We start from the raw sequence: 24,954 nt of genomic DNA on the forward strand, positions 1-24,954 counted from the left end.
CCACCTATGCCCTCGTCGGCAGCACCTTCGTTCCTCCGCGTGTAGGAGCGAAGGTGACCACCACCGACGGGAAGGGTGTGGGCACTGTGGCGGTGATCGTGCGCGACACGAGCCCTACGTCGGCGCAGCCCAACAGTATGTGGCAACTCGCAGCGGTGAAGCTCGACAAGGCAGTGCGCCCCAGCGGGGGCGTGACGACCACAGGCGTCACCAACAACATGCCGCTGACGGTGACGGGCGCGCGGAGCAATTCTGCCCGCGTGACCGCTATCGCCGATGCGCAGGCGACGGGCAGCGGTAGTGATGCGTTCGGGTTGGGTGACCTCGGTGCGCCCGCCGTCAGCTCCGACGGGAAGCTGGTCGCCTTCGTCGGAACCTCAGACGCGACGCTGATCCCATTCACGACCCGCGTGCTGCCCGCATTGCCACAGCTCGGCTCGGGCGTGCACCTCCTCACCTCATAGCCCCGCCGTAGTCGCGTGTCGTAAGTGGCGCGAACAATCCCATGCGCGTGAAGGTGGATGTACATATCCACCGAGCAGAGGATCACGCATGGGAATCCCCGTGGCGGGTAGCGACCCCGCCGAGACACAGGCAACCGTCGGCGACAGCGGCGCAGCGGACTTCGCCAACGACTGGGAGCAGCGCGGACAGAAGATCACGGCTATCGGCCACCGCACCGTGAACTTCGATATCTCAGCGACAGGTCCGTTCCCCGACAGCATCAAGCAGAGCATCTTCAAGATCGCTCAAGCGTGCACGACGACAGGCGCGGGCCTGACCGCCGCCGCCGAAGCTGCACGTGCTCAGGCGGAGAACGACGAGACGTTCCAGAAGGACTACAAGGACACGACCGAAGTCTTGACCAAGGCGGTCGCGGCGAAGCAACAGGCACTGGTCATCACCGCGCTGGGCGGCAGCCCTGCGTACATGACATCGGCGCAGGCGAGCGAGACCGCAGCCCGCGCGGCTCGCCAGGCTGTGCTCGACGGCGGCGTGACCAAAACCCAAGCTGCTCTTGACTGCCTCCCCGAACATGGGCGGCAGGCGGCGGCTGCGCAGCAGACGGCGTATGACGGTCTCACTCTTCGCACCGGGTACGAGACGCCGACGCAGAACTCCACGCCGACGCAGATCGCCCCGCGAGTCGAGACGCCGAACACCAGCGGTGGCGCGAACCCGAAGCCGAGCGGCGGAACTCCGAGCAAGCCCACCGACACGAAGCCGTCGGGCAAGCCGACCGAGAACAAGAACGAGGTCGCCGACACCAAGGGCGGCGGCGACCCTTCCGCGAACAAGCCGACGGGACAGCAGAGCCCGCAGGGACAGCAGCCGCAGAACCAGCAGGGTGCGCCGCAGGGAGGCGGACAGTCCGCGCCCGCTGGCGGCGCGGCTCCCGCTGGCGGTCAGCCGCAGGGCACCAAGCCTGGCGGCGCGGTGCCCATCTCTGCGCCGACTCCCGTTCGCGCGACCGACCCGAGCAAGGGCGGCGGCGTGCGCCCCTCCACTCCGCCTTCCCAGCCGAGCAGCAACTCGCCCGTCGGCAAGGGCGGCGTGATCGGCAGCGGATCGGGAGGCGGAACCACCGCTTCGCCCGCTGGCAGCGGAAACCAGGCCAACAAGGCGGGCGGCGGCATCGGCAGCGGCGCTGGCGGCGGATCGACCGCGAACAACAGCGCGGGTGCACGCGGCGGCATGGGCGGCATGATGAGCGGCGCTGGCGCAGGCGGCGGACACGGGGCGGGGGGAACAGCCCGACCGAAGGGTGAGGTCAAGGCCGACCCTGCCGACAAGAAGATGCGCGGGGAAGACGTGGCAGAACAGGCACTCGGCGGGATCGTCCGCGACGGAGATACGGGCGCTCCTGTTCCTCCTCCCGCACCCGGCTCGAACGGCGGTGCGCCGACACCCCCGCCGATTCCCCCGAAGCCGTAACCCCACATCACCACTGACTTAGGAGGCCAACATGGCACCGAAACAACCCACTACCGCCGACCTCGACGCCATCGACAAGCTGGCGACCGACCTGGAAACCGAAGCTGCCTCCCTCGCTGCGCTCGCAGCAGGGAGCGAAGCGGGCGGTGCCGCCGATGCCCGCGCGACCGCGACGGGTAAGACCGCGATGACCGCATACCGCGCCGACGTGGCGAAGGCGCTGGGCTCGACGGTCCCGTTGTTCTACGCACAGGCCAAGGTGCTGCGCGACTGGACGGCGGGCACCCGCGCGATCCAGTCGAAGGCGGCAAAGGACATCAAGGCGAACGGCGACGCCCTCGGAGAAGTCCAGTTGCCGAAGGACAAGCCGCAGGGGCCGTCGAAGATCGCAGGCGGCGCGGTGCGTGCCGACGGGACGGTGGAGCTGTGACCGAGCGCCCTGTCGTATACGTGCAGCGAGCCATGCCCGCCGAGCCGAGCTACCTCGGCGAGGATGCTCCGCTGACGACGCTGGAAGAAGTGTGGGATGTCCTGGCGGGCTTGCGCTCGGACATCCTCCCGCTGCTCCGCACCGAGGCGGACCGCTTGGATGCCGAAACGCACCGATGCTGGAAGGAGTGGTCGGAGGTCGCGATGCCGTACGTCGCGGAGACCTCGAAGACCCACGACGAGGCGATCATCAACAGCGCGGCGATCTTCTACTTCGGGCCGCACCCTTACCGCCCCGAGCGGGTGACTGTGCTGCGCGCGCTCGCACGGGAAATCGAGGTCTTCCTCGACACGTACGAGGGCGGCTACCCCAGCAAGGAGTTGCTCTTCCACGCCTCGTGGTTGTTCTACCGCGCGATGGTCGAGCACACGGGGCAGTTGTCCCTCGACGGCAGCGGCGTGCCTCCCACGTTCATCGAGGGCGGCGTGGAGATTGATCCTCCCGTGCAGACGACACCGCTCGCGTGGCACCCCGACATCGAGCGCTTCGTCAGCCCCGACGCGAAGTGATCGACGTGTCGCGGCGTGCGTGGGGACACCTCGCTGCGGCACTCTCGAACTTGGCGGCTCCCCATCAGCCTCTGCTCGGGCGGGGAGCCGCCAGTCCAAGATCGTGTCGGCGCTCGCGCATCACCCGCTGACGCGCTGACATAGAGATGACGGGGACGCCCGTCCGTTGCCCACCGCCCCGTAGCGCGCCGTTATCTGTCCTGATCCTCGGCGCTACGGGGCGGTGGTGTATCCGCACCCGCCCTGCACCCGACCGTGCGTGTCGTAAGTGGCACGAACAATCCCCGCAGCGCAACGCTGAATACCAGGACAGATAGGAGGCTCACCATGAGCGATTCCCCTGTCGGGACCACCCCGACACCCCCGAACAAGAAGTCGTCCGTGATCGACCACGAGCGCATCGCGAGCGCGGTCAAGGCCATCCGCGCGCACGCCGCCGATTTCGACATCAGCAGCGAGTGCGACGCGATCCTCGCGAGCTTCGACCGCGAGGTCACCGAGGGCGTAGCCGGGTGCCCGCTGCCCGACGTGTGGAAGGGGCCGCGCGCCGCGCTGGTCGAGTGCCTGGACGCGATCAAGGCGAAGGTCAGCGAAATCCCCGCCGCCATGCAGTCCGACGCGACTGCCTTGGAGAACTTCTCCGCCCGCACACGCGGGACGCAGGACGACGCGAAGACGCAGGTGCAGCAGACCGCGCAGACGCTCGACAGCCTGACGGTGAAGTAGGAGGGATCGACATGGGTAAATCAGTAGTGGACAAGGTGTACGCCGACGTTTGCGGTCAATGCCGTGAAGGTGACCGCGCGATTCCGCAGGGCGACAACCGCGTGTTGCCCACCATCCCGCGCGATCCCGCCGACGTGCTGCGGCGGGTGGAGGCGGCGGGCTCGGGCATGAGCATGTTGAATCCGCTGTACCCCATCGCCGCTGTCAAGGACACGGTGACGGACCCGTTCGGCAAGCGGGACAAGGAAGTCGCGACGCGCGTGCTCAAGAAGATCGACGAGGCGACCAACGCCTTCAATGCGGTGGACGCCAACCTCCGCCCCATCTCGAAGCTGTTCGCGTTCCCCGATCCTGACGGGAACAACCCGAACGCGGCGAAGGCCGTGTGGCGGAAGGGCTCGGGTCGTCCAGATGACATCACCGCGTTGCCGGAGACGACGCAGTTGATCCACGCGCTCAAGACCAAGCTCGATGAGCTGTCCGACAACTCGCTCACGCAGGTGTACAACAGCGGGAAGGCGAAGGAGGACACCTACGTCCAGCAGATTTGGACGGGTGGGCGGCAGAACACGGCGAAGGCGTTGCGTAGCAGCCCCGTGGACGCGCTCTGCTCCGCGCTGACGGGGTGCAAGAGCGCGGGCGGCGGATCGCCCATCAACATCCTCGGCGGTGGGAAGGACAAGCCCGCCGAGACCACCTCGGGCACGTCCGCGCGCGATGCGATCAACGTGCTGTGGAAGGCACTCACCGACAAGGCGGACAAGGCGCGCGACGTTCTCGTGAAAGGCGAAGACCCCCTGCGCGGCGGGAAGGTGATGACCGAGGAAGTGACGAACGCCGCCACGAGCGTTCTCGCGAGCGCAGCAGCATCGCTGGGCACGGCGGTGTCCAAGGCGAAGTCGTGGAATCTCGCGCTTGAATCAGGCGAGGTAACGGAGGTAGTGAGCGATCCGAAGCCAACAACCCCCACTCCGACAACCCCCAAGCCGAACGTCACCACCCCTGCTCCGACGACGCCGAAGCCCGAGGACAACAAGAACAAGGACAACGAGAACAAGGGCACCAAGCCGCTCACCACCGATGACATCAAGAAGATGATGGAGCAGCAGACCCCGAAGACCACCACGCCTGCGGCTACCACGCCGAGCGCGAACATCCCAGGTCTCGGCGGTGGAGGTAACAGCGGTGGTGGCAGTGGTCCGCAGTCCGCCAAGCCCGCGTCCACGAACCCGAGCGGTGACGAGCCGAAGAAGGTCGAGCCGAGCAAGACGGACGACAAGAAGGACGAGGACGCGATCAAGAAGGCGGAGGAAGAGCGCAAGAAGAAGGCGGAGGAGGAAGCCGCCAAGAAGAAGGAAGAGGAGGAGAAGAAGCGCAAGGAGGAAGAGGCAGCCAAGAAGAAGGCTGAGGAGGAGAAGAAGGGCGAGGACAAGAAGGACGGTCCCAAGCCGACACCGCCTCCTGGCTCCGAGACCAAGCCCGGGGATGAGAAGGACAAGCCCGCTCCTGGCGCGGCGCAGCCTCCGCAGCAGGGTCAGCCTGGCGTGCCGAACGCGCCGCAGGACACCAAGCCCGACAACACCGTCAAGATCGGGAACAAGGACGTGACCTACCCCAGCGGTAAGTCCGCCGCCCTGGGTGAACTGCTCTCGCGTGGCACGCCTGAGCATCCCGCGTCGTTCTCCAACGCCGCCGCGCAGGCGGGGATCAACCTGCCGCCTGCGGGTGAGCCGGTCGGCCAGCCCGTGTCCCCGCAGCAGGCGCAGGTCGGTGACGCCGCCGTGGACAAGGACGGGAAGATGTACCAGGTCATCGGTGACGGAAAGGTCGTCGGTGAGGACGGTAAGACGCACAACTTCGCCGACCTCAAGTTCAGTGAGACGGGCAACGGGTTCTTCAAGCTGGACGGCACAGCGGGGGATGCGCCCGAGGGAGCGGTTCCCCCGCAGGGTGACGCGGGGCAAACCCCGAAGCAGGGTGATCAGCCTGGCGGTCAGCCTGGCGGTCAGCCTGGCGGTGCTCCCGCTCCTGGCGCTCCTGGTGTCCCGAACGCGCCCGCTGACGGCGCGGGCGGTCAGGGCGGCGCAAGTGCACAGCCTGGCGCACCCGCTGGCGCAAGCCCGCAGCCTGGCGCGGCCATTGGGGCGAATGCAGGCATTCCGCAGCCGTCGGCCTCGCCCACGCCTGATGACGGGTCCAAGCCCGCGCCTGGCGGTAAGCCTGACGGGGCAGGGGCGACCCCCGCTCCTGGCGCACCGCCCGCAGGCGGTGGGGCGTCCACGTCGGGCGACCCGACGCTGCCGCAGACGGGCAAGCCCGACGACAGCACCCGTCCGCCGACCGCGCTCGGCTCGGGTGTGCAGCACGACCAGACCGTACTCAACCCGAAGGCGGTCCCGAGCGGGAACTGATCGGTTGGCGGAGGTCGATAGCTCCGCCCCTGTCCGAGTTCACGGACAGGGGCGGAGCTGTTTTGTGGGGTGGGCTGAGTTACTCAGGGGATTGTCAATGTGGGTTGACAGCGGGCGCGTCGGGAGCGGGCAGCAGCTCGATCAAGAGCTGCGCGCCGTCGAGCAGGATGCTCACCTGCGGGGAGTCCACTAGCCGCTCAGTCACTTCTTCCATGATCAGGTGCGCGAACATCTGCGGGATGCCGAGCTGGGACAGGGCGGCAGGGAAATCGCAGGGCGTCCACGCCGACCACCAGCCCTCCTGCGGGTCGTAGTCGCACATGATGTGCGGACCCGTGATCGAGTGGACTCCGCTGCGGGTGCTGAGCGAGATGCGGGCCATGCAGACGGGCTCGCAGTCGAGCCAGACGATGTACGGGACCAAGCAGTACGGCTGATCGGTGCACACGCGCTAGTCCTCGCTGAACCAGCAGTTGGTGTTGCACTCGTCGTACATGTCGGGGTCGTAGTCCCAGCGAGGGGACACCTCGACCCCGCCCGCCTTCTCGATGGCGGCACGGATCTGAGCGGGTGGGAAGTTCTCCGGAGAGTGCCTGGGCGTGAGCGACGCCTCGCCGCCGAACCACAGCCACAGGCTGCCCGCCCACCTCGAATCCCTCGGCGTGGTCCCGCCAGGCAGCGTGATCGCGGCCTTGGCGTGGTCGGCGCGCTGAGGCATCAGCAGGTGGGCAGGGCTCGTGCCCAAGCAGATGCAGAGCACGAGGAACTGGTCGATGGAGAGGGCGTCCCCATCGCCTTCCTCGAACCGCTCAAGCTCCCACGTCTCGATCCCCGTCGCGGCTGCGACCGTGGACACGGACAGCCCCAGTGCGCGCCGACGGCGCGCGGCGTTCTTCCCCGCGACCGCGCCATACTTCGGAGCGGGGATGGTCGGTTCGGTGATCCATCGTCGGTTGCCAGGGAGCGGTGGGCGCTCTCCCTTCGCGAGAGCGTCGGCGTTCTCGGTGACGAAGCGGGCGATGTCATCGGTCATGTCGCTCACCTTTCCTCGGGTCGGTTGCCAGGGGCTTGGCTCGGACTGAGGATCGCGAGCGCATGGAGGAGGTCAGCCCGCAGTGCCGCGCGCAGGTCCGAGTTGATCGGCTCGCCCTGCTCGACCATTGCGGGGCTCACGACCACGGCGACGGGCTTCCCGTTGCGCGTGATCGTCACCGGACACGTCGCGCTCCGCTCGACGATCCAGCTCAGCGCCGCTCTGGCGCGATGCAACGGGATCGAGGTCATGCTCCGATCATGTCCGTGACCACCGACATCGGGCGGGCGCGCGGTGTCACGTCCCGTGCTCAGGTTCCCCCGACCTACGGTGTGATGTCAGGCGGGAAAGCGGCACGATATGCAGTCACCACATCGTCCGCGTGCTTCGTGACGGCATCGCGCGCCCTGACGAACTCACTGAGGAATGAGTCATCACTCTCCGGTGAGGTCTCCGCCGCTTTGGAGAGTCGCTCGCCAGCCGCCGTGACCTGTTCGACGGCGGTTGCCAGCTCGGTCGGAGGAGCCAGCATCCGTATCTGATAGTCGAGCGACTTCGCCTTGTCGAGCTGCGCACGGAGGGCGTCGCGGTATCCGTCCAGTTCACGACTGCGTTCCAGGTTCTGATCAATGGTGGTCGCAGTCGTGATCTTGAGCCGACGGAGGAATCCACGGAGCTTCGTAGCCAGAGGTAGCGCCCCCGTGACGGTCGCGACCAGATCGCCGACGTGCTGAGCCATCAGCTCGCGACGGTGGCGCTCGCGTTCGCGCGCCTCAGCAGCAGCAACGTCACGCTGTCTACGCTCTTCCGCCGCTGCGATGTCCCCCTGCTGGCGCTTCCGCGCCGCGTCGAGGTCCGCACGTTGGCGCTTACCCGCAGCTTCAAGGTCCGACCGCTGCCGAGCGAGCGCCGAGCGGTTGTTCCACCACACGCCCGCGAGCGCGAGCAGGGCTGCGACGAAGGCAGCAATCCCTGTCACGAGCGGGGCGTACTGCGCGATCCACGACGGAGGGTCGGTGGTCACGTGCACCGTCAGCTCGGGCGGAACTGTCGCCGACGGTGAAGGGCTTGGCGACGGTACGGGAGTCGGCGTCATACGTGGGACGCTACTGCGTGCGAAGGTAGCGCGCCCGTAGACGAGGGACTCGACAACGGCAGGTCAGCAGGAAGAACGTCAGCGGAGTGCAGGCGGCAACGATGCTCGGACGTGATAGCACGTTCGCGCGGTAGGTTGGCTGCAAAGCCCAAGGGAATGAGGGAGATATGGCATCCGAGGTCTACTACAAGTCCATCCTCGACGAGGTGTCCAAGACAATGCTCAAGACACATGGCGAGAATGGGAAGTACGGCACACCTGTTCCATCGTCCGAAGCGCTCCGCAGCGACCCCGATTCTCTGTCCGGGTACGTCAGGCAGCTTGGTCAGCGCACGTGGGATGCTGCTAACGGAGCGGTCTACGCCACCGACACGACCGATGTTCCGATTGAGGACCAGATCAAGGCGTGGCAGGAACTGCGGACCCTGCTGGACTCGTTCACGCGGCACGCGATCACTGAGTTGGAGATGTACCGCTGACGATTCGCCCCACGGCGATGGCAGCAGGTGATACCTCACTGCTCCCGCAGACGACGTAGCTCAGCTTCCAGCTCGGCTATCCGCTGCTCCTTCTCATCCACCGACTCTGCTGCGGGCGTTGCTACCTCCGTCCCGCGTGTGGGGGACCGTTTCGGAGCGACGTACTCGCTCATCCTCTCCGCCAGGCGATCCGCACTGCCCCCTGCGGTGTGCATGTACCGCAGGGCGGCGCGGACGGTGCGGTGCCTCATTCGCTCCATGAGTTCGGCGAGGGTCGCGCCACTCTCGGCGGCGTACAGGTTGCCTGTGTGCCGCAGGTCGTGGAATCGAAGGTCCGCGCGCCCAACAGCCTCTCGTGCGCGGTAGTACCAGGGGTCGTAGAGGGTGCCCTTCGGAAGCGCCTCACGGGAGTCTCGGGACGAGGTGAACAGCCAGTCGGTCGGCTCGGGTCCGACATGTTGTGTGAGGTGCAGGAACACGGCTGGGACAACGTGGGGCGGGATCGAGACCGTACCCTCAGACCCCGCCTTCGCGCCGTCGTCTACCTTGCGCCCACCCTTCTCGCGATCCTGGTACACACGGCGATCCACGACGAGGCGGGTGACAGGCATTCGCGGAGGGTTCGTCGGCGATGACGGGTCCACGCGGACATCACGGCGTTGGAGGGCGAGTAGTTCGCCGACGCGCAGGGTGCACCAGGTGGCGAGCGTGATCGTGAGCTGCCACTGCTCGGGGATCGCGGCTGTGATGTCAGCGACCTGATCAACGGTCGCGGGGACCGTCTTGCTTTCGCGGCTGGTGGTTGATGCACCACGAATCCTCACCGGGTTCACATCGAGCAGCTCATCGTCCACGGCGCTGTTCATGATCGCGCGCAACAGGTCATAGGTACGGCTGCGCTGGGTCGGGTGTTTCGGGAGCAGTTTCGAGTGCCAAGTGTTCACGTCGGCGCGGGTGATCTGGGAGAGAGCCGTGTCCCCGAAGGTCGGGTAGATGTGATCACGGAGAATCTGGGCGTAGCCCCAGCGTGTCAGGTCTGCGAGGGGCTTGCCCTTCACCATGCGGGTCTTCACCCACAAGTCGGCGTACTGGCGGAGCGTGGTCTCCTCGGCTTCCTCGACCCTCGCCGCCTCGGTGTCGAGCCGCGCCTGTTCAGCGGGATCGACCCAGGTTCCTTCGTCGATGTCTCGCTGGGTCCGTGAGAGCGCACTCTCGGCTTGCTTCTTGGTGCCGAACGTCCCGAGGGAGTAGTCGATGGAGCGGTGCGTATAGCGAGCCTGATACCGACCCGAGCGCATCCGCTTGATGTTCCCGAAGCCGCGCCGACCCGCCATGTCGAGCCCTCCCACCCGTAGTGGTGCGTACCGTTTTGCACCACTCATGCACCACTAGCCAGGGTAAAACATGTCCATCCGTGTACATCAGTCGACTACCAAGACGCAGTGTTCATGCAGGTAGAGCGACCATCTATGCAGGTGGGCGGGTCAGCGGAGAATGCGGCAGCCACGTTTCGATCCCAGCTAGGACCACCGAGAAACCGCCTGGTGACAGGCGGTTTTTTCGTTTTCGCCCCAGCTCGCCACACGGATCGCGACATGGGGACCGCCGAAGACCACCTACTCGTTCGGCACAGAGCGCTCCGGAAGGCCGTGGCACGAGCATCGCGCGCGGCGCCCATCGGCGCTGTCCGCACGAGCAGAATCGGTCTGGAGATCGATGCCGAGAGATCCACCGAAGGCGTCGACGGCGACCCCGACCGGCTCCGGCTCGGTCCGCGGGACCGCCTCCGCCTCCACGACCGCGTCCGTCAGCACGACCACGTCCGTCGGCACAGCCACACCCGCCGGCACGGGCGTCTCACCCGCCACCGTGGAGCGCTCCGCCCCGTCGACCCCAGGACCGCGACCCGAACGCCACCCGCCGAGCACCTGGGCGATGTAGAGCGGGATACCGACGAGACCTGAGGCCACCCCGAGTACGCACAGCGCGATAGACAGGTTCGTGGGGAGCGCATCGATGAACACGGTCGCGATCGCCAGAGCGATCAACGCGACGCAGAGGCCGTTCCAGAACAGAGCACGATCACTGACACCGTTCGCGCGTGAGAAGAGTCGGGTCGACACGGGTACCTCTGCCAGGTGCACGATGCGCGATGGGCCGAGTGGCTCCAGCCCCAGGACGGAGATCGATCTGACCCGCGCCGTCAGCGCCGGCGCGGCACGTCATGCATCGTAACCGGTCAGGCCCCTTCTCGCTCGGCAGCGCCGACCACCGATTCTCGAAACGTCAAGCGTTGCAACCACATATGCCAACTCGGCCTGCGCCTCCTTACTCGAATCCGGCGCCGCTGACACCAGAAACGGCGATCCGCACCGACGGACCGCCCCGCAACCCCGCGCAACCCTTGCCGCAGGTCTCGCGGCGGACGTCTGATGAGCCGCCACGATCGGTCCCGAAACCTGCTGAGGGAGAATGCAAATGCCCCAAAGAGAGCAAAGCGGCCACGACGGAGCCCGACCCCGCGACACCGATCGGACCCAACGTCACGTCGTGGCGGCGCCCCGCTGGGATTCCTGGGCACGCCCCGCCGGCTTTCCCAGCATGCAGGCGGCACTGATCTGGGCGGCGCGCCACGCCCCCGATGCGAGCGATCCGATCCGCCTCCTCGCTCGCCGCCTCGGGGTGCCCTACGAGGTCCTGCACTCGACGGAGGTCGTGCAGCGGTTCCTCCATGCCGGCGGCGTCCTGGACGCACGGCGCAACCTCGGACGCTTCCGCTAGACACTCGACTCCACCTGGGTGTTGACACTGCTTACATGCCGCTCTACCCTCATGTAAGCAACGCATACATCACCGAGGCGAGGAGCCACGAAGACATGACCACCACAGCAACGGGCACCGTCGAGGTCGATCTGGGCGGGCGCACCGTCACCGTCCCCAAGGACGGCCTGTACGACCGCTTCCGGATGGACACCCCGCTGGACGAGGTCGCACGGGACCCGCGGGTGCCGGGCGTCGACTTCTTCCGCACGCTCCCCAAGACGCAGGTGGACTCCCCCATCGGGCCCACGCGCACACCGAACTTCTACTACGCGATGTCCTCCGCGCGGCTGACGATGCTGGCCCCGACCAGAGCCATCCGCAAGCGCCTGCCGGCCGAGCTCGCGCCCCTCGAGGTCGCGCCGGGTCTCGGTCTTGCCTCGGTCATGCTCTTCCGCTACGACGTGTGCGACATCGACTTCTACACCGAGGCAGCCGTCGGCGTGGCGGTCCGGCCGGCCCGGCACGGCGGCCTCGGCCTGGCCGACCTCGCGTCCGCGCTCGGCGACGACCACCTGCACTCCTACGTGTTCTCGCTGCCCGTGAACACGCGGATCGCCCAGGTCCGCGGGCACGACGGCTACGGCTTCCCCAAGTGGGTCACCGAGCTCGACGTCGACATCGACGAGACCCGCACGACCGCGCGGATCGCCAACGCCGACGGTGGCGTCGACCTCGCCTTCTCCGCCCCTACCCCCAAGCAGAAGCGGCACGCGAGCGGCGCGAAGGTCTCGACCCTCACCTCGTACACACAGCGCGACGGCTCCTGGTTCTCCACGCTCAACCAGACCAACGTGCTCGCCAGCGGGACCTCGCTGCTCCCCCGCGGTATCGACCTCACCCTCGGCGAGGGCCGCGTGTCCGACGACCTGCGTTCGCTCAAGCCGATCCGCGCGATCCAGTTCGACGTGAACACTGGAGCCCAGGCCGCGTTGCACATGCCGGTTCCGTTCTCCGTCCGCTGACCCCGCCCCCTCCGAAAGGCGCACCATGAGCACCACCGCCCCGACATCCATGCGCGCGATCGTCGTCGACGACGAGAAGAACCTCGTCGTCGACGAGGTGCCCACGCCCGCGCCGGCCCCCGGCGAGGTGCTGGTCCGGATCGCGGCCGCGGGGATCAACCGCGCCGACCTGATGCAGCGCCAGGGCCTCTATCCGCCCCCGCCCGGGATCACGGACATCATGGGCATGGAGATCTCCGGAACCGTCGTGGCGCTCGGCCCGGACGTCGACGGTGCCGCCGTCGGCGACGAGGTGTGCGCCCTGTTGGCGGGTGGCGGCTACGCCGAGTACGCGGTCGTCCCGGCCGCCCAGTTGCTCCCCGTCCCCGCGGGCGTCTCCCTCGTCGATGCGGCTGCACTCCCCGAGGTGGCGAGCACCGTCTGGTCCACGATCGTCATGGACGCCGGCCTGAGGGCCGGCGAACTGATCCTCGTCCACGGCGGCGGAAGCGGCATCGGCACCCACGCGATCCAGGTCGCGAAGGCGCTGGGCGCACGGGTCGCGGTCACCGTGGGGTCCGAGGGTAAGGCCCAGCGGGCCCGCGAGCTCGGCGCCGACATCGTCATCAACTACCGCGAGCAGGACTTCGCGGCCGAGCTCGCGGGCCAGGTCGACGTGATCCTCGACATCATGGGCGGCAGCTACGTTCCCCGGAACGTCGACGCACTCGGCATCGGCGGCCGCCTGGTGGTCATCGGTATGCAGGGCGGGTACACCGGCGAGGTCAACGTCGGGGCGCTCATCGGCAAACGGGCGCGCATCATCGGCCTCAACGTGCGCAACCGCCCGCTGACCGGGCCCGGGTCCAAAGCCGAGATCGTCGCCGCGGTCGCCGCGGACGAGTGGCCACTGGTCGCGGAGGGACTCATCGCGCCGGTGATCTCGGCGCGACTCCCGCTCGCGGAGGCGGAACAGGGCCAGGCGCTGCTGGAGTCGAAGGATTCCGTCGGGAAGGTCCTGCTCCTGCCCCGGGAACCGTGACGCCACCAGGCGATTCGCCTCTCGCCGCAACAGTCGTGTAATTTGTTGTTCGCCCGAGAGGCACGCGGATGTAGCGCAGTTGGTAGCGCATCACCTTGCCAAGGTGAGGGTCGCGGGTTCGAATCCCGTCATCCGCTCCAGGAGCCCCGATCGCGTACGCGGTCGGGGCTTCAGCCATTCACGGCCGGGTATCGCCAGGGGGCGAAGGGAATTCGGCCTGCGGGAACTGCGGGGGAACGGGTCCTCCCTGCTGCACCGGCGGGTACCCGGGGTACGGCGGGTACGGCGGCTGGGGGCGCGGTTTCGACGCCCGGACGATGAGGATCACCACACCGGCGACGGCCGCGATGACGATCGCCAGCACGACCAGCACGATGAGCGCCCCGAGAACGATGACCATGGCCTTACCCTACTGCGCCGGGCACCGTCGGGCATCCGACCTGCGGACATGGACGGAACCGGCCCGGCTGTCCAGTCGGGCGTGATCGCCTGCTAACTTCCGACTGTGAGTGATTCCACACCGGAGCAGGTGCTCAACGATCGCGTCCGGGTCGCCTACAACGCCGTGTCCGACGAGGCACGGGCCGAGAAGGTGGCCAAGCAGCACGGGCGCGGCAAGATGACCGCGCGCGAGCGAGTGGCGGTGTTGGCCAACGGAGGCTTCCACGAGTTCGGTGCGCTCGCCGGTCCGGGACCGGCGCAGCAGGGTGCCGCTCCCCTGGTCGCGCCCGGCGACGGCGTGGTCACCGGAATCGGCTACATCGACGGCCGGCCCGCCGCGATCGCCGCCTTCGACTTCACCGTGCTCGGCGGCAGCAACGGCGCCACCGGCATGGCCAAACTCGATCGCTGCGCCGAACGCGCACTCCTCGACGAGATCCCGCTGATCATGCTCATGGACGGCGGCGGGCACCGCATGCAGGAGGCGCTCGACTCCCGCCTCGCGGCACCGGGATCCCAGCTCCTACTGCGCCTCGCCGACCTCTCCGGGCACGTGCCGCTCGTCGCGGCGATGATGGGCCCCGGCTTCGGCGCCCCCGCGAACATCTCCGCGTGCTGCGACTTCGTGACGATCGTCCGCGACATGGGCACCATCGGCATCTCCTCCGCGCCGCTCGTCCAAGCGGCCACCGGCGAGAACCTCACCAACGACGAGATCGGCGGCGCGGACCTGCAGGCGCAGCGCGGCGTCGTCGACATGGTGACCTCCGACGAGCAGGAGGCGCTCGATTCGATCCGCGCGTTCCTGAGCTACCTCCCGCCGTCCGCAGCTGGACAGCCGCTGATCAACGCGGGCCCGCACGAAGCCGGCGACGGTGCGGAGACGATCGACACGATGATCCCCGCATCGATGCGGCAGGCCTACGACGTCGTCGAGGTCATCGAGGCGATCGCGGATATCGACAGCGTCTTCGAGCTCAAGCGCACGCACGCACCGAATCTCGTGACGACGCTGGTGCGCGTGGACGGCCGCCCGATGGGCGTCGTGGCCAACCAGCCGCGGGTGCACGCCGGCGCGCTCGACGCGCACGCGTGCGAGAAGGCGGCGCACTTCATCGCCGTGTGCGACGCCTTCGGCCTGCCGTTGCTGATCCTCATCGACCTGCCCGGCTTCCTCGTCGGCGCGGGGGCCGAGGAGACGAACCTGGTGCGGCGCAGCGCCCGCCTCGGCTACGAGCTCGGCGCGGCCACGGTGCCGCGCTTCGTGATCGTGACCCGCAAGGCCTACGGCGCCGCGTACATCGCGATGGGCGGCGGGCGCAGCATCCACGCCGACCTGTCCCTCGCGTGGCCCACCGCGGAGATCTGCGCGATCCCCATCGAGAGCGCCGTCGACCTGGCGTTCCGGTCGCAGTACGAGTCGGCGCCGGATCCCGCGCAGGCGCGGACCGATCTGATCACCCTGTTCAAGGCCAATGTCGACCCGCTGCTCGCCGCCGACGGCTTCGGCATCGACGACGTCGTGCTGCCCTCGGCCACCCGCCCGATGCTCGCCGAGGCCTTGAGACGGGTGAAGCGTCGCCCGCCGCGCGTTCCGCAGAAGCGACGCTCGATCTCCCCCATCTGACCGGCGCTCGGACCGCGGTCGATCAGGCCCGACGGTGCCGCCGCACCGCGTCGGTGTTCGCGCAGCGCGGCGAGCAGTAGGACTGACGCCCGCCGCGGCTGGTATCGGCGAACACCCGATCGCAGCCCGCGCGGGCGCACGTCCCGAGCCGAGCCCCCTCTGCCTCGGTGGTGAACACGGCGAGCCCGCCGGCGGTGACGGCCCGCACCCGCCCCAGCAGTGACTCCGTCTCCGGGGTGAAGTGCAGGTGCGGGCGCCAGTCGTCGTGCGCGGTCAGGTAGATGCCTGCTGTTCCCTCGGCCAGCAGTGTGTTCACGGCGTCGCACCGCGCGGCAACGGTGTCCGCCTCGAAGGGCCCACGCAGCAGCGCGGTCCAGTCGTGCACGCCGGCGATCGTGTCGGCGTCCACGTCGATCCGACGGATCTCGTGGTCGCGCAACGCCCCCACCACCCGCTCGGGCGTCCAGGCCCCGTCGACCCGGAGATTGACCAGGTCGACCGAGAGCCGAACACCGGTCATGTTGTCGTGATCGAACTGCACGTGTCGATCATCCCGCCTGCGCCGCGATCTCGGGCCAGACGGCGGGGTACTCGGGCGCGACGAGCTTGATCCGCCGCACGCCGCAGGAGCAGAGCTGGTACATCACCACCCCCTCGCTGGTCGGGTGGTGCGACTCGGTCTCCCAGGAATGGGCCAGGTGCGTGATCTCGTTCATGCCGACCAGCGTGGAACGAGGTCATCAAGCGTTTCAACCATTACATCCGGCGTTCGGGTCACCCGCGCGTCCCGCAACGCCTGCGCGTACCCTAGGGGGGTATAGTTCGGTGGATGTCGACGGAAGGAGCCGCGATGGCCACCCATGCCCCTGCCGTCGTGGACCTCGAGATCGACGGCATGACCTGCGCATCGTGCGCGAACCGCATCGAACGCAAGCTGGGCAAGCTCGACGGGGTCACCGCCACCGTCAACTTCGCCACCGAGCGGGCGCACGTCACCGCCCCGGCCGACCTGCCGGTCGAGCGCCTCGTCGAGGCGGTCGAGGGCGCCGGGTACGGCGCGCGCGTGCCGGCACCGTCGGCCCCGGACGGCGAGGCCGCCGCCGGGCGCGACCGGGACCCGGTCGACGAGCTGCGCCGGCGACTCCTGGTGAGCCTGGCGCTCGGCGTCCCCGTGATCGCCCTGGCGATGATCCCGGCGCTGCAGTTCCCGTACTGGCAGTGGGTCTCGCTCGCGCTCGCGACGCCCGTCGTGCTGTGGGGCGGCCTGCCCTTCCACCGCGCCACCTGGACCAACCTGCGGCACGGCGCGGCCACCATGGACACGCTGATCACGCTCGGCACCCTGGCCGCGTACGGCTGGTCGGTGTACGCCCTGATCTGGGGCACCGCGGGGATGCCCGGGATGACGCACCCCTTCCGGCTCACGATCGAGCGGACCGACGGTGCCGGCAACATCTACCTCGAAGCGGCCGCCGGCATCACCGTCTTCCTCCTCGCCGGCCGGTACTTCGAGGCCACGAGCAAGCGCCGGGCCGGCGCGGCGCTGCGTACCCTGCTCGAGCTGGGCGCGAAGGACGCGACGCTGCTCCGCGACGGCATCGAGACCTCGATCCCCGCGGATCGACTGGTCATCGGCGACGAATTCGTCGTGCGGCCGGGCGAGAAGATCGCCACCGACGGGATCGTCGTCTCCGGCCAGTCCGCGATCGACGCCTCGCTGCTCACCGGCGAGTCCGTGCCCGTCGAGGTGCATCCCGGCGACGCAGTGACCGGCGCGACGGTCAACGCCGGAGGCCGGCTCGTGGTCCGCGCGACGCGGGTCGGATCCGACACCCAGCTCGCCCGGATGGGCCGGCTCGTCGAGGAGGCGCAGGCCGGCAAGGCCCAGGTGCAGCGCCTGGCGGACCGCGTCTCCGCGGTCTTCGTGCCGATCGTGATCGTGCTCGCCGTCGCAACGCTCGGATTCTGGCTCGGCACCGGGGCGTCGGCGTCGACGGCGCTCACCGCCGCCGTGTCCGTGCTCATCATCGCCTGCCCGTGTGCGCTCGGCCTCGCGACGCCGACGGCCCTGCTCGTCGGCACCGGGCGCGGCGCGCAGCTCGGGATCCTCATCAAGGGGCCCGAGGCCCTGGAGTCCACGCGCCGGATCGACACGGTGCTGCTCGACAAGACGGGCACCGTGACCACCGGGGTCATGCGGCTGCAGGCCGTGCACGTCGCCCTCGGCGAGGACGAGGACGAGGTGCTCACGGTCGCAGCCGCGATCGAGTCCGCGTCGGAACACCCCGTCGGCCGTGCGATCGCCGCCGCGGTGGCCGCGCCGGGCACCGTCGAGCGGTTCGCGAACGTTCCCGGCCTGGGCGTGCGCGGCACCGTCGGGGGCCGGACGGTGACCGCCGGACGTCCCGCGCTCCTCGGCGAGGAGGGCATGCCGCTGCCCGCCGAGCTGCGCGCACGGTTCGACGAGGCACAGGCCCTCGGTGGGACGGCGGTGCTCGTCGGCTGGGACGGCGCCGCCCGCGGCGTGCTGGTCGTCGCCGACGAGGTCAAGCCCACCTCCGCGGACGCCGTGGCACGCCTCGTCGGCCTCGGCCTGCGTCCGATCATGCTGACCGGCGACAACGAGCGCGCCGCGCGGGCCATCGCCGCACGGGTCGGCGTCGACGAGGTGATCGCCGACGTGCTCCCCACCGAGAAGGTCGACGCCGTGCGGCGCCTCCAGGCGGAGGGCCGGGCGATCGCGATGGTCGGCGACGGCGTCAACGACGCGGCGGCGCTGGCACAGGCGGACCTCGGCATCGCCATGGGAACCGGGACGGACGCGGCGATCGAGGCCGCGGACCTGACCCTGGTGAGCGGCGACCTGCGCACCGTCGTCGACGCGATCCGGCTCTCGCGTCGCACCCTGGGCACCATCCGGACGAACCTGTTCTGGGCCTTCGCCTACAACGCGGCCGCACTCCCCCTCGCCGCGGCCGGACTGCTCAACCCGATGCTCGCCGGCGCCGCGATGGCGCTGTCCTCGGTGTTCGTGGTGAGCAACAGCCTGCGACTACGGGGTTTTCGACCCCAGAAGGAATACTGATCGTCATGACCACTGAGACCGGCCACGAACACCATCATGGCTACATGTCCGACAAGGACGAGTACCTCAAGCGCCTGCGGCGCATCGAGGGCCAGGCCCGCGGGCTGCAGCGCATGGTCGAGGAGGAGAAGTACTGCATCGACATCCTGACGCAGGTCTCCGCGATGACCAAGGCGCTGCAGGCGGTCGGGCTCGGGCTCCTCGAGGACCACATGAGCCACTGTGTCGTGGATGCGGCACGGTCCGGCGACGAGGCCGAGACCGCCGCCAAGCTCAAGGAGGCGACGGACGCGATCGCCCGGTTCACGCGCTGAACCACTGTTGCAGAAGGGCAGGTACGGGCGTCCGATCATGCCCCGCACGGATTTTGCGCAATCCGCTCGCGAAGGGGCGGCCGATTACCGTACTATCAGTGTTGTCAGCGAAGTGAGACCTCTCTCACACTCCGGCACCCTCACCCTTGCACCCGCCCGGCCCACACCTCGCCGGGCGGGTGCTGGTGTGTTCCGGGCCTACTTCGCGTCGGCCGAGGCGAAGCGCGACAGCGCGAGCAACCGCGAGGTGGCCCGCAGGTACTTCTTGCGGTAGCCGCCGGCGACCATCTCGGGGGTGAAGATCTCGTCCAGCTTCGCACCCGACACGAGCACGGGGATGCCCGCGTCGTACAGCCGGTCCGCGAGCACGACGATGCGCAGCGCGACGGTCTGGTTGTCCGCGGGGTGCACACCACTGATGCACACCTTGGAGATCCCCTCGACCAGCTGCTTGTACCGCGACGGGTGCAGCTTCGACAGGTGCTCGGACAGCGCGTCGAAGCTGTCGAGAGTCGCCGTGGGGTCCGCCTCCGCGATCGCGACCAGCTCCTCGTCGGTGAGCGGATCGGGTGCCGGCGGCAGGTCGCGGTGCCGGTAGTCGGGGCCGTCGACCCGCACCGACTCGAAGACCGAGCTGAGCTTGTTGATCTCGCGCAGGAAGTCCTGGGCCGCGAACCGTCCCTCGCCCAGCTGCCCGGGCAGGGTGTTCGACGTGGCCACGATGGACACTCCGCGCGCCGCGAGCTCGGTGAGCAGCCGCGACATCACCATCGTGTCGCCCGGATCGTCGAGCTCGAACTCGTCGATGCAGAGCACCGTGTGGTCGGAGAGGTACTCGACGCACCGGTTGAAGCCCAGCGCGCCCACGAGATGGGTGTACTCGACGAAGGTGCCGAAGGACTTCGGCGACGGGACGCTGTGGAAGATCGACGCGAGGAGGTGGGTCTTGCCGACGCCGAACCCGCCGTCGAGGTAGAGGCCCACGCCGTGCGGGGGCGTGCTCTTGCGGCCGAACAGCCCCTTCTTGTTCCGCTGCTTGGTCAGCTTGATCACGTCGTCGACGAACCGCCGGCCGATCTTCACCGCCGCGGCCTGCGTGGGCTGGTTCGGGTCCGGGATGTAGCTGTCGAAACTGACCTCGCTGAACATCTCGGGCGGGACCAGTTGCTCCACCATCTGCTCCGGCGTCACCGTCGGGTTGCGATCCACGAGATGCAGCGTCATGGGTGGTGATCATATCCGCTGGTCCGCCGCGTGATGAAATCTCGCGCTACCGTCGTGACGTGATCGACCACCTTCCTCCGGACGATGCCGCCCTCGCCCACCGCTACGCCCACCCCTTCGCCGACGGACGGGCCTTCGTGCGGGCCAACATGATCAGCTCGCTCGACGGTTCCGCGACCGCCGCGGGCCGGTCCGGCGGGCTCGGCGGCGACGGCGACCGACGGGTGTTCCGGGTGCTGCGCGAGCAGGCCGACGTCGTGCTGGTCGGGGCGGCGACGGTACGCGATGAGGACTACGGCACGCCGGAGCACCCCGCGCTGGCGATCGTCACGCGGGGCGAGGTCGCGCACACTCCTCGCCTCTACCCGGCCGACGGGGCCGAACCCCTCGTCTACTCGGGTGGGGGCTCCTCCGTGGACCTGCGGGAGGTCCTCGCCGACCTGTACCGGCGCGGCTTCCGGCGCGTGCTCGCCGAGGGCGGCCCCGGCGTCCTCGGCGCCCTCCTCGCCGACGGCCTCGTCGACGAACTGTGCCTGACCGTCGCCCCGATGCTCGTCGGCGGCGACGGCCGACGCATCGTCACGGGCCCTGATCTGCCGACCGAGCACTGGCGCCGCCTGCAGATCCTCGGGGACGACGAGGGCTACCTCTACACGCGCTGGGCGCGGTGACACCGCACGGTGTGTCGACGCAGCGCGCGCGACACGGTGCCGCGCCGTCGACGCCGATCTGGCTAGGGTGAACGACATGTCCCACCCGCGCACCCGTGCACTCGCCGTCGGCGCGTTCGCCGTGGCTCTGGCCGCGTCCGCGTGCGCCCCGATCCCCGCGTCCGCCCCCGAGTACGTGAGCGACCTCGGCAAGGGTGGCCGCACACCGTCGTCGGCGGGACCGCAGGCGCCGAAGGGACCGGAGTGGAAAGCACCCGGCAAGGACGCGCTGACCTGGCAGGACTGCACGGAGCGACTCGCGACTCGCTACGCCGCCCCGGCGGCCGGGAACGCGACACTGCAGTGCGCATCGCTCACCGTCGAGGTCGGTGCGTCGCAGTCGCCGCTGCAGCTCGCGCTGACGCGTGCCGAGGTCCCCGGCACACCCGACACGGCCGCCCCGCTCGTCCTGGTCGGCGGCACCGAGTTCACGGGGCAGCGGGCGATCGCGACCCTCGCGTCGGCCGACTCGCCGATCCTGAAGAACCGGCCCGTGGTCGCCGTGGAACGGCGCGGTATCGGCGCCTCCGCTGCGCTGACCTGCCGGGGCGCCGCCGACCGAGCCGTGCTGCGCAGCGGATTCACTGCGGGAGCGGACCTGGACACCCGGATCCGCAAGATCGGAGAGGCGGCCCAGGGCGCGGCCACCGCCTGTGGCGACGCCTACCCCGCGACCCTCACCGAGTACACCGCCACCGCCGCCGCCGACGACCTCGAAGCCCTCCGGACCACGTGGAACGTGCCCGCGCTGGGGCTCCTCGCCGTCGGTGACGGCTCCACGACGGCGCTCGCGTACGCCTCGAAGCATCCGAAGCAGGTCGCGCGCCTCGTGCTCGACTCCCCCGTCCGCTACGGCGGCACCGAGCTCCAGCGTGCCGAGGACGCCGCGCGGGGCCTGTCGGCGACCGTCGACGCCTTCGCCGCGCAGTGCGGCCCGGCCTGCGCACTCGGCGCCGACCCCGCCGCCGCGATGCGCGGCATCATCGACGACGCCGTCGCGGGTCGCCTGGGCACGTTCACCGATACCGATGTCCGACGGGCCGTCCTCGTCACGCTCGGCATCGGGCCCGGGGACCGCGATGCGCGGATCACGCGCCTGGCGACCGCCCTGCAGGGCGCCCGCACGGGCGACGCGGCCCCTCTCCGCGCCCTCCTCCGCACCGCCGACGACGCGCTCGGCAGTGACGGTCAGTTCGTGGCCCGCTGCTCCGACGCCACCACCAAGGCGTCCCCGGACCAGATCAAGGCGTCAGCGCTGACGTGGGGCCCGCAGTACCGGCTCGGCGCGGCGACGGCGCTGGACCTCACCGTCTGCTCGGCCTGGCCCGCGATGCCCGCCCCTCCGAAGCTGACCGACCTGGAGGTGAAGTCGGTGGTCGCCACCGCGGCGGCGGACCCGCTCAGCGCGCGTACCGCGCTCGACACGCTCACCGGCCAGCTCACGGTCGTCGGGGCGCAGCCCTCGGCGGTCACCTGGGCCGGCATCGGCGACGGTGCCGTCATCCGGTCGTCGTGCGTGCAGAAGTCCCTGATCGCCTACCTGGACCGCCAGGACGCGCCGACGGTGCGGGGTTGCCCGGCCTGATGCGGCCGGGCCCGGCCGGACCCGCGCGCACCGTCGGATACGGTTTAGCGGTGTCGTCCCATGCCCTGTCTCGGATGAAGTCCGATCCCGCGCTCGTCGCCAAGGCCGTCCTGTGGCCGCTCGCGATCCTCACGCTGCTGCAACGGTTGATCATCCTGGTCCCGAACGGCAACAAGACCGACGATTTCACCACCGTCTACGCGGCCGCCGTCCGCTTCCTGCGGCACGAGGCGGTGTACACCGAGAATTACGACACCGTCGACCCGCACTACCTGTACCCGCCGTCGGGCACGCTGGTCATGGCCCCGTTCGGGTACTTCGACCCGGAGACCGCGCGGTACATCTTCGTGGCGTTCAGCGCGATCGCACTGCTCGCGGCGCTGTACATCATGCTGCGGATGTTCGGCTACGGACTGAACTCCGTGGTCGCACCGGTGGTGCTGTTCTTCGCGGTCGCCACGGAGGCGGTCACGAGCACTCTCGTGTACACGAACTTCAACTGCTTCGTGCTGCTGGCCGAAGTGGCGGCGATGGCGCTGCTGCTCAAGCGGAAGGATCTGTGGGCGGGCGTCCCGCTGGGCCTGTCCTTCGCGGTCAAGCCGCTGCTGTTCGTGATGCTCATCCTGATCGTCGTGAACCGGCAGTGGAAGGCGCTGATCGCTGCGGTCGGCATCCCCGTCGTGTTGATGGCCGGGGGCATGCTGCTGTCCGCGGACCGCACCGAGTTCTTCCACAAGACGCTCCCCTACCTCAGCGAGGCGCGGGACTACTACAACAGCTCGATCGCCGGGAACGCGCAGTATTTCGGCCTGCCCACCTGGCTGGACCTGTTCCTCCGCGCGGCCGTCGTGGTCATGGCCGCGGTCACGCTGTGGCTGCTGTGGCGCTACTACCGCACGAGCAACGAGCTGCTGTGGCTCGCCACCTCCACCGGCACCCTGCTCACCACGTCGTGGCTCGTGCTGTCGCTGGGCCAGGGCTACTACTCGATGCTGCTGTTCCCGATGCTGATGACCGTGGTCTACCGCAGCTCCGTGCTCGGCAACTGGGCGTCCTGGGTCGCGGTGTACGGCTTCCTCAGTTACGACAACTGGCTGTCCGGGAAGTGGCCCGCGTTCGGGCGATCCCTCGCCTACCTCAAGTGCACGCTCGGCTGGTCGCTACTGATCATCGTGCCCTTCTGCGTGCTGCTGTTCCGCTACCTCGACGCCCGGGCCGAGAACCGGCTCGGCGAGGGCATCGACCGCCCGCTGCACCCCGATGAGGAGCCCGGTCGGCACGAGCTGGCACAGTCCACCGCGCGCGGTTAGTTTGGAACCATGACTGAGCCCAAGCCCAAACTGCAACTGAGCGATTCGGAGTGGCGCCAGCGCCTCTCGGCGCCGGAGTTCCGCGTGCTGCGGCAGGCCGGCACCGAGGCGCCGTTCACCGGCGAGTACACCGACACCAAGACCTCCGGCGTGTACCGCTGCCGCGCGTGCGGTGAGGAGCTCTTCCGATCGGACAGCAAGTTCGAGTCGCACTGCGGCTGGCCGTCGTTCTTCTCCCCGCTCGCGGGCGAGAAGATCATAGAGCGGGAGGACACCTCGCTCGGCATGCGGCGCGTCGAGGTGCTGTGCGCCAACTGCGGCAGCCACCTCGGCCACGTCTTCGAGGGCGAGGGCTACGACACCCCCACCGACCTGCGTTACTGCATCAACAGCATCTCGATGCGCCTGGAGCCGGACGAGGCCTGAGCCCCGTCCGGCCGGGCATCACGGTAGGGCGTTGACGAGGTCGCGGACCTCGACGCGCGGGCCCGAGAAGAACGGCGTCTCCTCGCGGGTGTGGCGCCGCGCGTCCGTGGCCCGCAGGTCACGCATGAGGTCGACGATGCGATGCATCTCGGGCGCCTCGAAGGCCAGCAGCCACTCGTAGTCGCCGAGCGCGAACGCCGGCACGGTGTTGGCCCGGACATCGGGGTAGCCGCGCGCGGCGCGGCCGTGGTCGGCCAGCATCTTGCGGCGCTCGTCATCGGGCAGCAGGTACCACTCGAGGCTGCGCACGAACGGGTACACGCAGATGTACGCGCCCGGGTCCTCCCCCGCGAGGAAGGCGGGGATGTGGCTCTTGTTGAACTCCGCGGGGCGATGCAGCGCGGTGTTGGACCACACCGGGTCGCTCGCTCGGCCCAGCGCAGTACCCCGCCGGAACTCGTTGTAGGCGGCCTGCAGATCCTCGAGCCGCTCCGCGTGCCACCAGATCATGAAGTCCGCGTCGGCCCGCATCCCGGCGATGTTGTAGACGCCGCGGACCACCAGATCGCCCTCCTGGATCTTCGCCAGGAAGGCCTCCGCCCCGGTCGCCGCCGCCGCGCGCTGCTCGTCGTCCCCGAGCTCCCCCGGGGAGATCGAGAACACCGAGAACATCAGGTAGCGAACAGTCGAATTGAGCTCCGCGTAATCCAGTTTGGCCATATCCCCGATCGTAGTCCCGTGACCGGG

General features: G+C 69.1%; 28 protein-coding genes and 1 tRNA gene. 18 read left to right on the top strand and 11 right to left on the bottom strand.

What is annotated here, in order from left to right:
• Positions 1–53 precede the first annotated feature (53 nt).
• The 6 genes from AXK60_RS16375 to AXK60_RS16400 all read left to right on the top strand — a co-directional run bounded on the left by AXK60_RS16375 (position 54) and on the right by AXK60_RS16400 (position 6,071).
• Positions 54–464, top strand: coding sequence for a hypothetical protein (locus AXK60_RS16375; protein WP_139058004.1), 411 nt, complete (start codon positions 54–56; stop codon positions 462–464).
• 88 nt (positions 465–552) lie between these two features.
• Positions 553–1,935, top strand: coding sequence for a hypothetical protein (locus tag AXK60_RS16380; RefSeq protein WP_068572611.1), 1,383 nt, complete (start codon positions 553–555; stop codon positions 1,933–1,935).
• Positions 1,936–1,966: 31 nt separating this feature from the next.
• Positions 1,967–2,365, top strand: a complete 399-nt coding sequence (locus AXK60_RS16385) for a hypothetical protein (protein ID WP_068572612.1) — start codon at positions 1,967–1,969, stop codon at positions 2,363–2,365.
• Positions 2,362–2,934 carry a hypothetical protein gene (locus AXK60_RS16390; RefSeq protein WP_139058005.1) on the top strand — a complete coding sequence of 191 codons (573 nt, stop codon included), beginning with the start codon at positions 2,362–2,364 and terminating at the stop codon, positions 2,932–2,934. The genes AXK60_RS16385 and AXK60_RS16390 overlap by 4 nt, the downstream gene beginning before the upstream one ends.
• Positions 2,935–3,261: 327 nt before the next feature.
• A complete protein-coding gene (locus AXK60_RS16395) occupies positions 3,262–3,660 on the top strand; it encodes a hypothetical protein (RefSeq protein WP_068572617.1) in 399 nt (132 codons plus the stop codon).
• A gap of 11 nt (positions 3,661–3,671) precedes the next feature.
• On the top strand, positions 3,672–6,071 hold the full coding sequence (locus AXK60_RS16400) for a hypothetical protein (RefSeq protein WP_139058006.1): 2,400 nt from the start codon (positions 3,672–3,674) through the stop codon (positions 6,069–6,071).
• Positions 6,072–6,165: 94 nt separating this feature from the next.
• Here the strand turns inward: AXK60_RS16400 and AXK60_RS16405 are convergent, their stop codons facing one another.
• From AXK60_RS16405 to AXK60_RS16420, 4 genes are all read right to left on the bottom strand, one after another.
• Positions 6,166–6,519 carry a hypothetical protein gene (locus AXK60_RS16405; RefSeq protein WP_068572621.1) on the bottom strand — a complete coding sequence of 118 codons (354 nt, stop codon included), beginning with the start codon at positions 6,517–6,519 and terminating at the stop codon, positions 6,166–6,168.
• 3 nt (positions 6,520–6,522) lie between these two features.
• A complete protein-coding gene (locus AXK60_RS16410; RefSeq protein ID WP_139058007.1) occupies positions 6,523–7,104 on the bottom strand; it encodes a helix-turn-helix domain-containing protein in 582 nt (193 codons plus the stop codon).
• A 5-nt stretch (positions 7,105–7,109) separates the two neighbouring features.
• On the bottom strand, positions 7,110–7,355 hold the full coding sequence (locus AXK60_RS16415) for a type II toxin-antitoxin system Phd/YefM family antitoxin (RefSeq protein WP_068572625.1): 246 nt from the start codon (positions 7,353–7,355) through the stop codon (positions 7,110–7,112).
• A gap of 74 nt (positions 7,356–7,429) precedes the next feature.
• Entirely contained in the window at positions 7,430–8,200 is a 771-nt protein-coding gene (locus tag AXK60_RS16420) for a hypothetical protein (protein ID WP_139058008.1), read from the bottom strand.
• A 167-nt stretch (positions 8,201–8,367) separates the two neighbouring features.
• On the opposite strand from AXK60_RS16420, the gene AXK60_RS16425 reads away from it, so the two are divergent.
• Positions 8,368–8,679 (top strand): hypothetical protein, encoded by a 312-nt coding sequence (locus AXK60_RS16425; RefSeq protein ID WP_068572628.1) that lies wholly within the window; start codon positions 8,368–8,370, stop codon positions 8,677–8,679.
• A gap of 35 nt (positions 8,680–8,714) precedes the next feature.
• Here the strand turns inward: AXK60_RS16425 and AXK60_RS16430 are convergent, their stop codons facing one another.
• On the bottom strand, positions 8,715–10,013 hold the full coding sequence (locus AXK60_RS16430) for a tyrosine-type recombinase/integrase (protein WP_068572630.1): 1,299 nt from the start codon (positions 10,011–10,013) through the stop codon (positions 8,715–8,717).
• Between the two features lie 282 nt (positions 10,014–10,295).
• Positions 10,296–10,802, bottom strand: a complete 507-nt coding sequence (locus tag AXK60_RS16435; protein WP_068572632.1) for a hypothetical protein — start codon at positions 10,800–10,802, stop codon at positions 10,296–10,298.
• Positions 10,803–11,229: 427 nt separating this feature from the next.
• Between AXK60_RS16435 and AXK60_RS16440 the strand changes: the two genes are divergently transcribed.
• The 4 genes from AXK60_RS16440 to AXK60_RS16455 all read left to right on the top strand — a co-directional run bounded on the left by AXK60_RS16440 (position 11,230) and on the right by AXK60_RS16455 (position 13,625).
• Positions 11,230–11,460, top strand: a complete 231-nt coding sequence (locus tag AXK60_RS16440; RefSeq protein WP_068572634.1) for a hypothetical protein — start codon at positions 11,230–11,232, stop codon at positions 11,458–11,460.
• A 95-nt stretch (positions 11,461–11,555) separates the two neighbouring features.
• Positions 11,556–12,464 carry an acetoacetate decarboxylase family protein gene (locus AXK60_RS16445; protein ID WP_068572636.1) on the top strand — a complete coding sequence of 303 codons (909 nt, stop codon included), beginning with the start codon at positions 11,556–11,558 and terminating at the stop codon, positions 12,462–12,464.
• 49 nt (positions 12,465–12,513) lie between these two features.
• A complete protein-coding gene (locus tag AXK60_RS16450; RefSeq protein ID WP_068572892.1) occupies positions 12,514–13,485 on the top strand; it encodes an NAD(P)H-quinone oxidoreductase in 972 nt (323 codons plus the stop codon).
• Between the two features lie 64 nt (positions 13,486–13,549).
• Positions 13,550–13,625 (top strand) — tRNA-Gly (locus AXK60_RS16455).
• Positions 13,626–13,663: 38 nt separating this feature from the next.
• On the opposite strand, the gene AXK60_RS16460 is transcribed toward AXK60_RS16455, so the two are convergent.
• Positions 13,664–13,885, bottom strand: coding sequence for a hypothetical protein (locus AXK60_RS16460; RefSeq protein WP_068572638.1), 222 nt, complete (start codon positions 13,883–13,885; stop codon positions 13,664–13,666).
• A 105-nt stretch (positions 13,886–13,990) separates the two neighbouring features.
• Here AXK60_RS16460 and AXK60_RS16465 point away from each other — a divergent pair, with 105 nt between their 5' ends.
• Positions 13,991–15,553, top strand: a complete 1,563-nt coding sequence (locus tag AXK60_RS16465; RefSeq protein WP_082789410.1) for an acyl-CoA carboxylase subunit beta — start codon at positions 13,991–13,993, stop codon at positions 15,551–15,553.
• Positions 15,554–15,575: 22 nt separating this feature from the next.
• On the opposite strand, the gene AXK60_RS16470 is transcribed toward AXK60_RS16465, so the two are convergent.
• Together AXK60_RS16470 and AXK60_RS27110 are read right to left on the bottom strand one after the other, a co-directional pair.
• Complete coding sequence (locus AXK60_RS16470) at positions 15,576–16,094, bottom strand: CGNR zinc finger domain-containing protein (protein WP_068572641.1); 519 nt, start codon at positions 16,092–16,094, stop codon at positions 15,576–15,578.
• Positions 16,095–16,101: 7 nt separating this feature from the next.
• Positions 16,102–16,269: a hypothetical protein gene (locus tag AXK60_RS27110; protein ID WP_156485728.1), complete on the bottom strand. Its 168-nt coding sequence runs from the start codon at positions 16,267–16,269 to the stop codon at positions 16,102–16,104.
• Positions 16,270–16,382: 113 nt separating this feature from the next.
• Between AXK60_RS27110 and AXK60_RS16475 the strand changes: the two genes are divergently transcribed.
• On the top strand, positions 16,383–18,638 hold the full coding sequence (locus AXK60_RS16475; RefSeq protein ID WP_082778073.1) for a heavy metal translocating P-type ATPase: 2,256 nt from the start codon (positions 16,383–16,385) through the stop codon (positions 18,636–18,638).
• Positions 18,639–18,643: 5 nt separating this feature from the next.
• The gene (locus AXK60_RS16480) at positions 18,644–18,952 is read left to right on the top strand and encodes a metal-sensitive transcriptional regulator (protein ID WP_068572646.1); all 309 of its coding nucleotides are present in this window, start codon (positions 18,644–18,646) and stop codon (positions 18,950–18,952) included.
• 198 nt (positions 18,953–19,150) lie between these two features.
• Here the strand turns inward: AXK60_RS16480 and zapE are convergent, their stop codons facing one another.
• Entirely contained in the window at positions 19,151–20,176 is a 1,026-nt protein-coding gene (gene zapE / locus AXK60_RS16485; RefSeq protein WP_068572648.1) for a cell division protein ZapE, read from the bottom strand.
• Between the two features lie 59 nt (positions 20,177–20,235).
• On the opposite strand from zapE, the gene AXK60_RS16490 reads away from it, so the two are divergent.
• From AXK60_RS16490 to msrB, 4 genes are all read left to right on the top strand, one after another.
• Positions 20,236–20,847 carry a dihydrofolate reductase family protein gene (locus AXK60_RS16490; RefSeq protein ID WP_068572649.1) on the top strand — a complete coding sequence of 204 codons (612 nt, stop codon included), beginning with the start codon at positions 20,236–20,238 and terminating at the stop codon, positions 20,845–20,847.
• A 76-nt stretch (positions 20,848–20,923) separates the two neighbouring features.
• Positions 20,924–22,471, top strand: coding sequence for an alpha/beta fold hydrolase (locus AXK60_RS16495; protein WP_139058009.1), 1,548 nt, complete (start codon positions 20,924–20,926; stop codon positions 22,469–22,471).
• Positions 22,472–22,521: 50 nt separating this feature from the next.
• Positions 22,522–23,781 (top strand): glycosyltransferase family 87 protein, encoded by a 1,260-nt coding sequence (locus tag AXK60_RS16500; protein ID WP_244881120.1) that lies wholly within the window; start codon positions 22,522–22,524, stop codon positions 23,779–23,781.
• Positions 23,782–23,790: 9 nt separating this feature from the next.
• On the top strand, positions 23,791–24,207 hold the full coding sequence (msrB, locus tag AXK60_RS16505) for a peptide-methionine (R)-S-oxide reductase MsrB (protein WP_068572654.1): 417 nt from the start codon (positions 23,791–23,793) through the stop codon (positions 24,205–24,207).
• 18 nt (positions 24,208–24,225) lie between these two features.
• Here the strand turns inward: msrB and hemQ are convergent, their stop codons facing one another.
• Positions 24,226–24,927, bottom strand: coding sequence for a hydrogen peroxide-dependent heme synthase (hemQ, locus tag AXK60_RS16510; protein WP_068572656.1), 702 nt, complete (start codon positions 24,925–24,927; stop codon positions 24,226–24,228).
• Between the last annotated feature and the right edge of the window lie 27 nt (positions 24,928–24,954).

Source organism: Tsukamurella pseudospumae (genome assembly GCF_001575195.1).
In the GTDB taxonomy this organism is placed as follows: domain Bacteria; phylum Actinomycetota; class Actinomycetes; order Mycobacteriales; family Mycobacteriaceae; genus Tsukamurella; species Tsukamurella pseudospumae.

Excerpts from the sequence above, each read along its gene's own strand:
- hemQ (WP_068572656.1), bottom strand. The coding sequence starts at position 24,927 with ATGGCCAAACTGGATTACGCGGAGCTCAATTCGACTGTTCGCTACCTG.
- AXK60_RS16425 (WP_068572628.1), top strand. The coding sequence starts at position 8,368 with ATGGCATCCGAGGTCTACTACAAGTCCATCCTCGACGAGGTGTCCAAG.
- AXK60_RS16480 (WP_068572646.1), top strand. The coding sequence starts at position 18,644 with ATGACCACTGAGACCGGCCACGAACACCATCATGGCTACATGTCCGAC.
- AXK60_RS16380 (WP_068572611.1), top strand. The coding sequence starts at position 553 with ATGGGAATCCCCGTGGCGGGTAGCGACCCCGCCGAGACACAGGCAACC.
- msrB (WP_068572654.1), top strand. The coding sequence starts at position 23,791 with ATGACTGAGCCCAAGCCCAAACTGCAACTGAGCGATTCGGAGTGGCGC.
- AXK60_RS16385 (WP_068572612.1), top strand. The coding sequence starts at position 1,967 with ATGGCACCGAAACAACCCACTACCGCCGACCTCGACGCCATCGACAAG.
- AXK60_RS16400 (WP_139058006.1), top strand. The coding sequence starts at position 3,672 with ATGGGTAAATCAGTAGTGGACAAGGTGTACGCCGACGTTTGCGGTCAA.
- AXK60_RS16415 (WP_068572625.1), bottom strand. The coding sequence starts at position 7,355 with ATGACCTCGATCCCGTTGCATCGCGCCAGAGCGGCGCTGAGCTGGATC.
- AXK60_RS16495 (WP_139058009.1), top strand. The coding sequence starts at position 20,924 with ATGTCCCACCCGCGCACCCGTGCACTCGCCGTCGGCGCGTTCGCCGTG.
- AXK60_RS16420 (WP_139058008.1), bottom strand. The coding sequence starts at position 8,200 with ATGACGCCGACTCCCGTACCGTCGCCAAGCCCTTCACCGTCGGCGACA.
- AXK60_RS27110 (WP_156485728.1), bottom strand. The coding sequence starts at position 16,269 with ATGAACGAGATCACGCACCTGGCCCATTCCTGGGAGACCGAGTCGCAC.
- zapE (WP_068572648.1), bottom strand. The coding sequence starts at position 20,176 with ATGACGCTGCATCTCGTGGATCGCAACCCGACGGTGACGCCGGAGCAG.
- AXK60_RS16445 (WP_068572636.1), top strand. The coding sequence starts at position 11,556 with ATGACCACCACAGCAACGGGCACCGTCGAGGTCGATCTGGGCGGGCGC.
- AXK60_RS16395 (WP_068572617.1), top strand. The coding sequence starts at position 3,262 with ATGAGCGATTCCCCTGTCGGGACCACCCCGACACCCCCGAACAAGAAG.
- AXK60_RS16450 (WP_068572892.1), top strand. The coding sequence starts at position 12,514 with ATGCGCGCGATCGTCGTCGACGACGAGAAGAACCTCGTCGTCGACGAG.
- AXK60_RS16410 (WP_139058007.1), bottom strand. The coding sequence starts at position 7,104 with ATGACCGATGACATCGCCCGCTTCGTCACCGAGAACGCCGACGCTCTC.
- AXK60_RS16460 (WP_068572638.1), bottom strand. The coding sequence starts at position 13,885 with ATGGTCATCGTTCTCGGGGCGCTCATCGTGCTGGTCGTGCTGGCGATC.
- AXK60_RS16430 (WP_068572630.1), bottom strand. The coding sequence starts at position 10,013 with ATGGCGGGTCGGCGCGGCTTCGGGAACATCAAGCGGATGCGCTCGGGT.
- AXK60_RS16475 (WP_082778073.1), top strand. The coding sequence starts at position 16,383 with ATGTCGACGGAAGGAGCCGCGATGGCCACCCATGCCCCTGCCGTCGTG.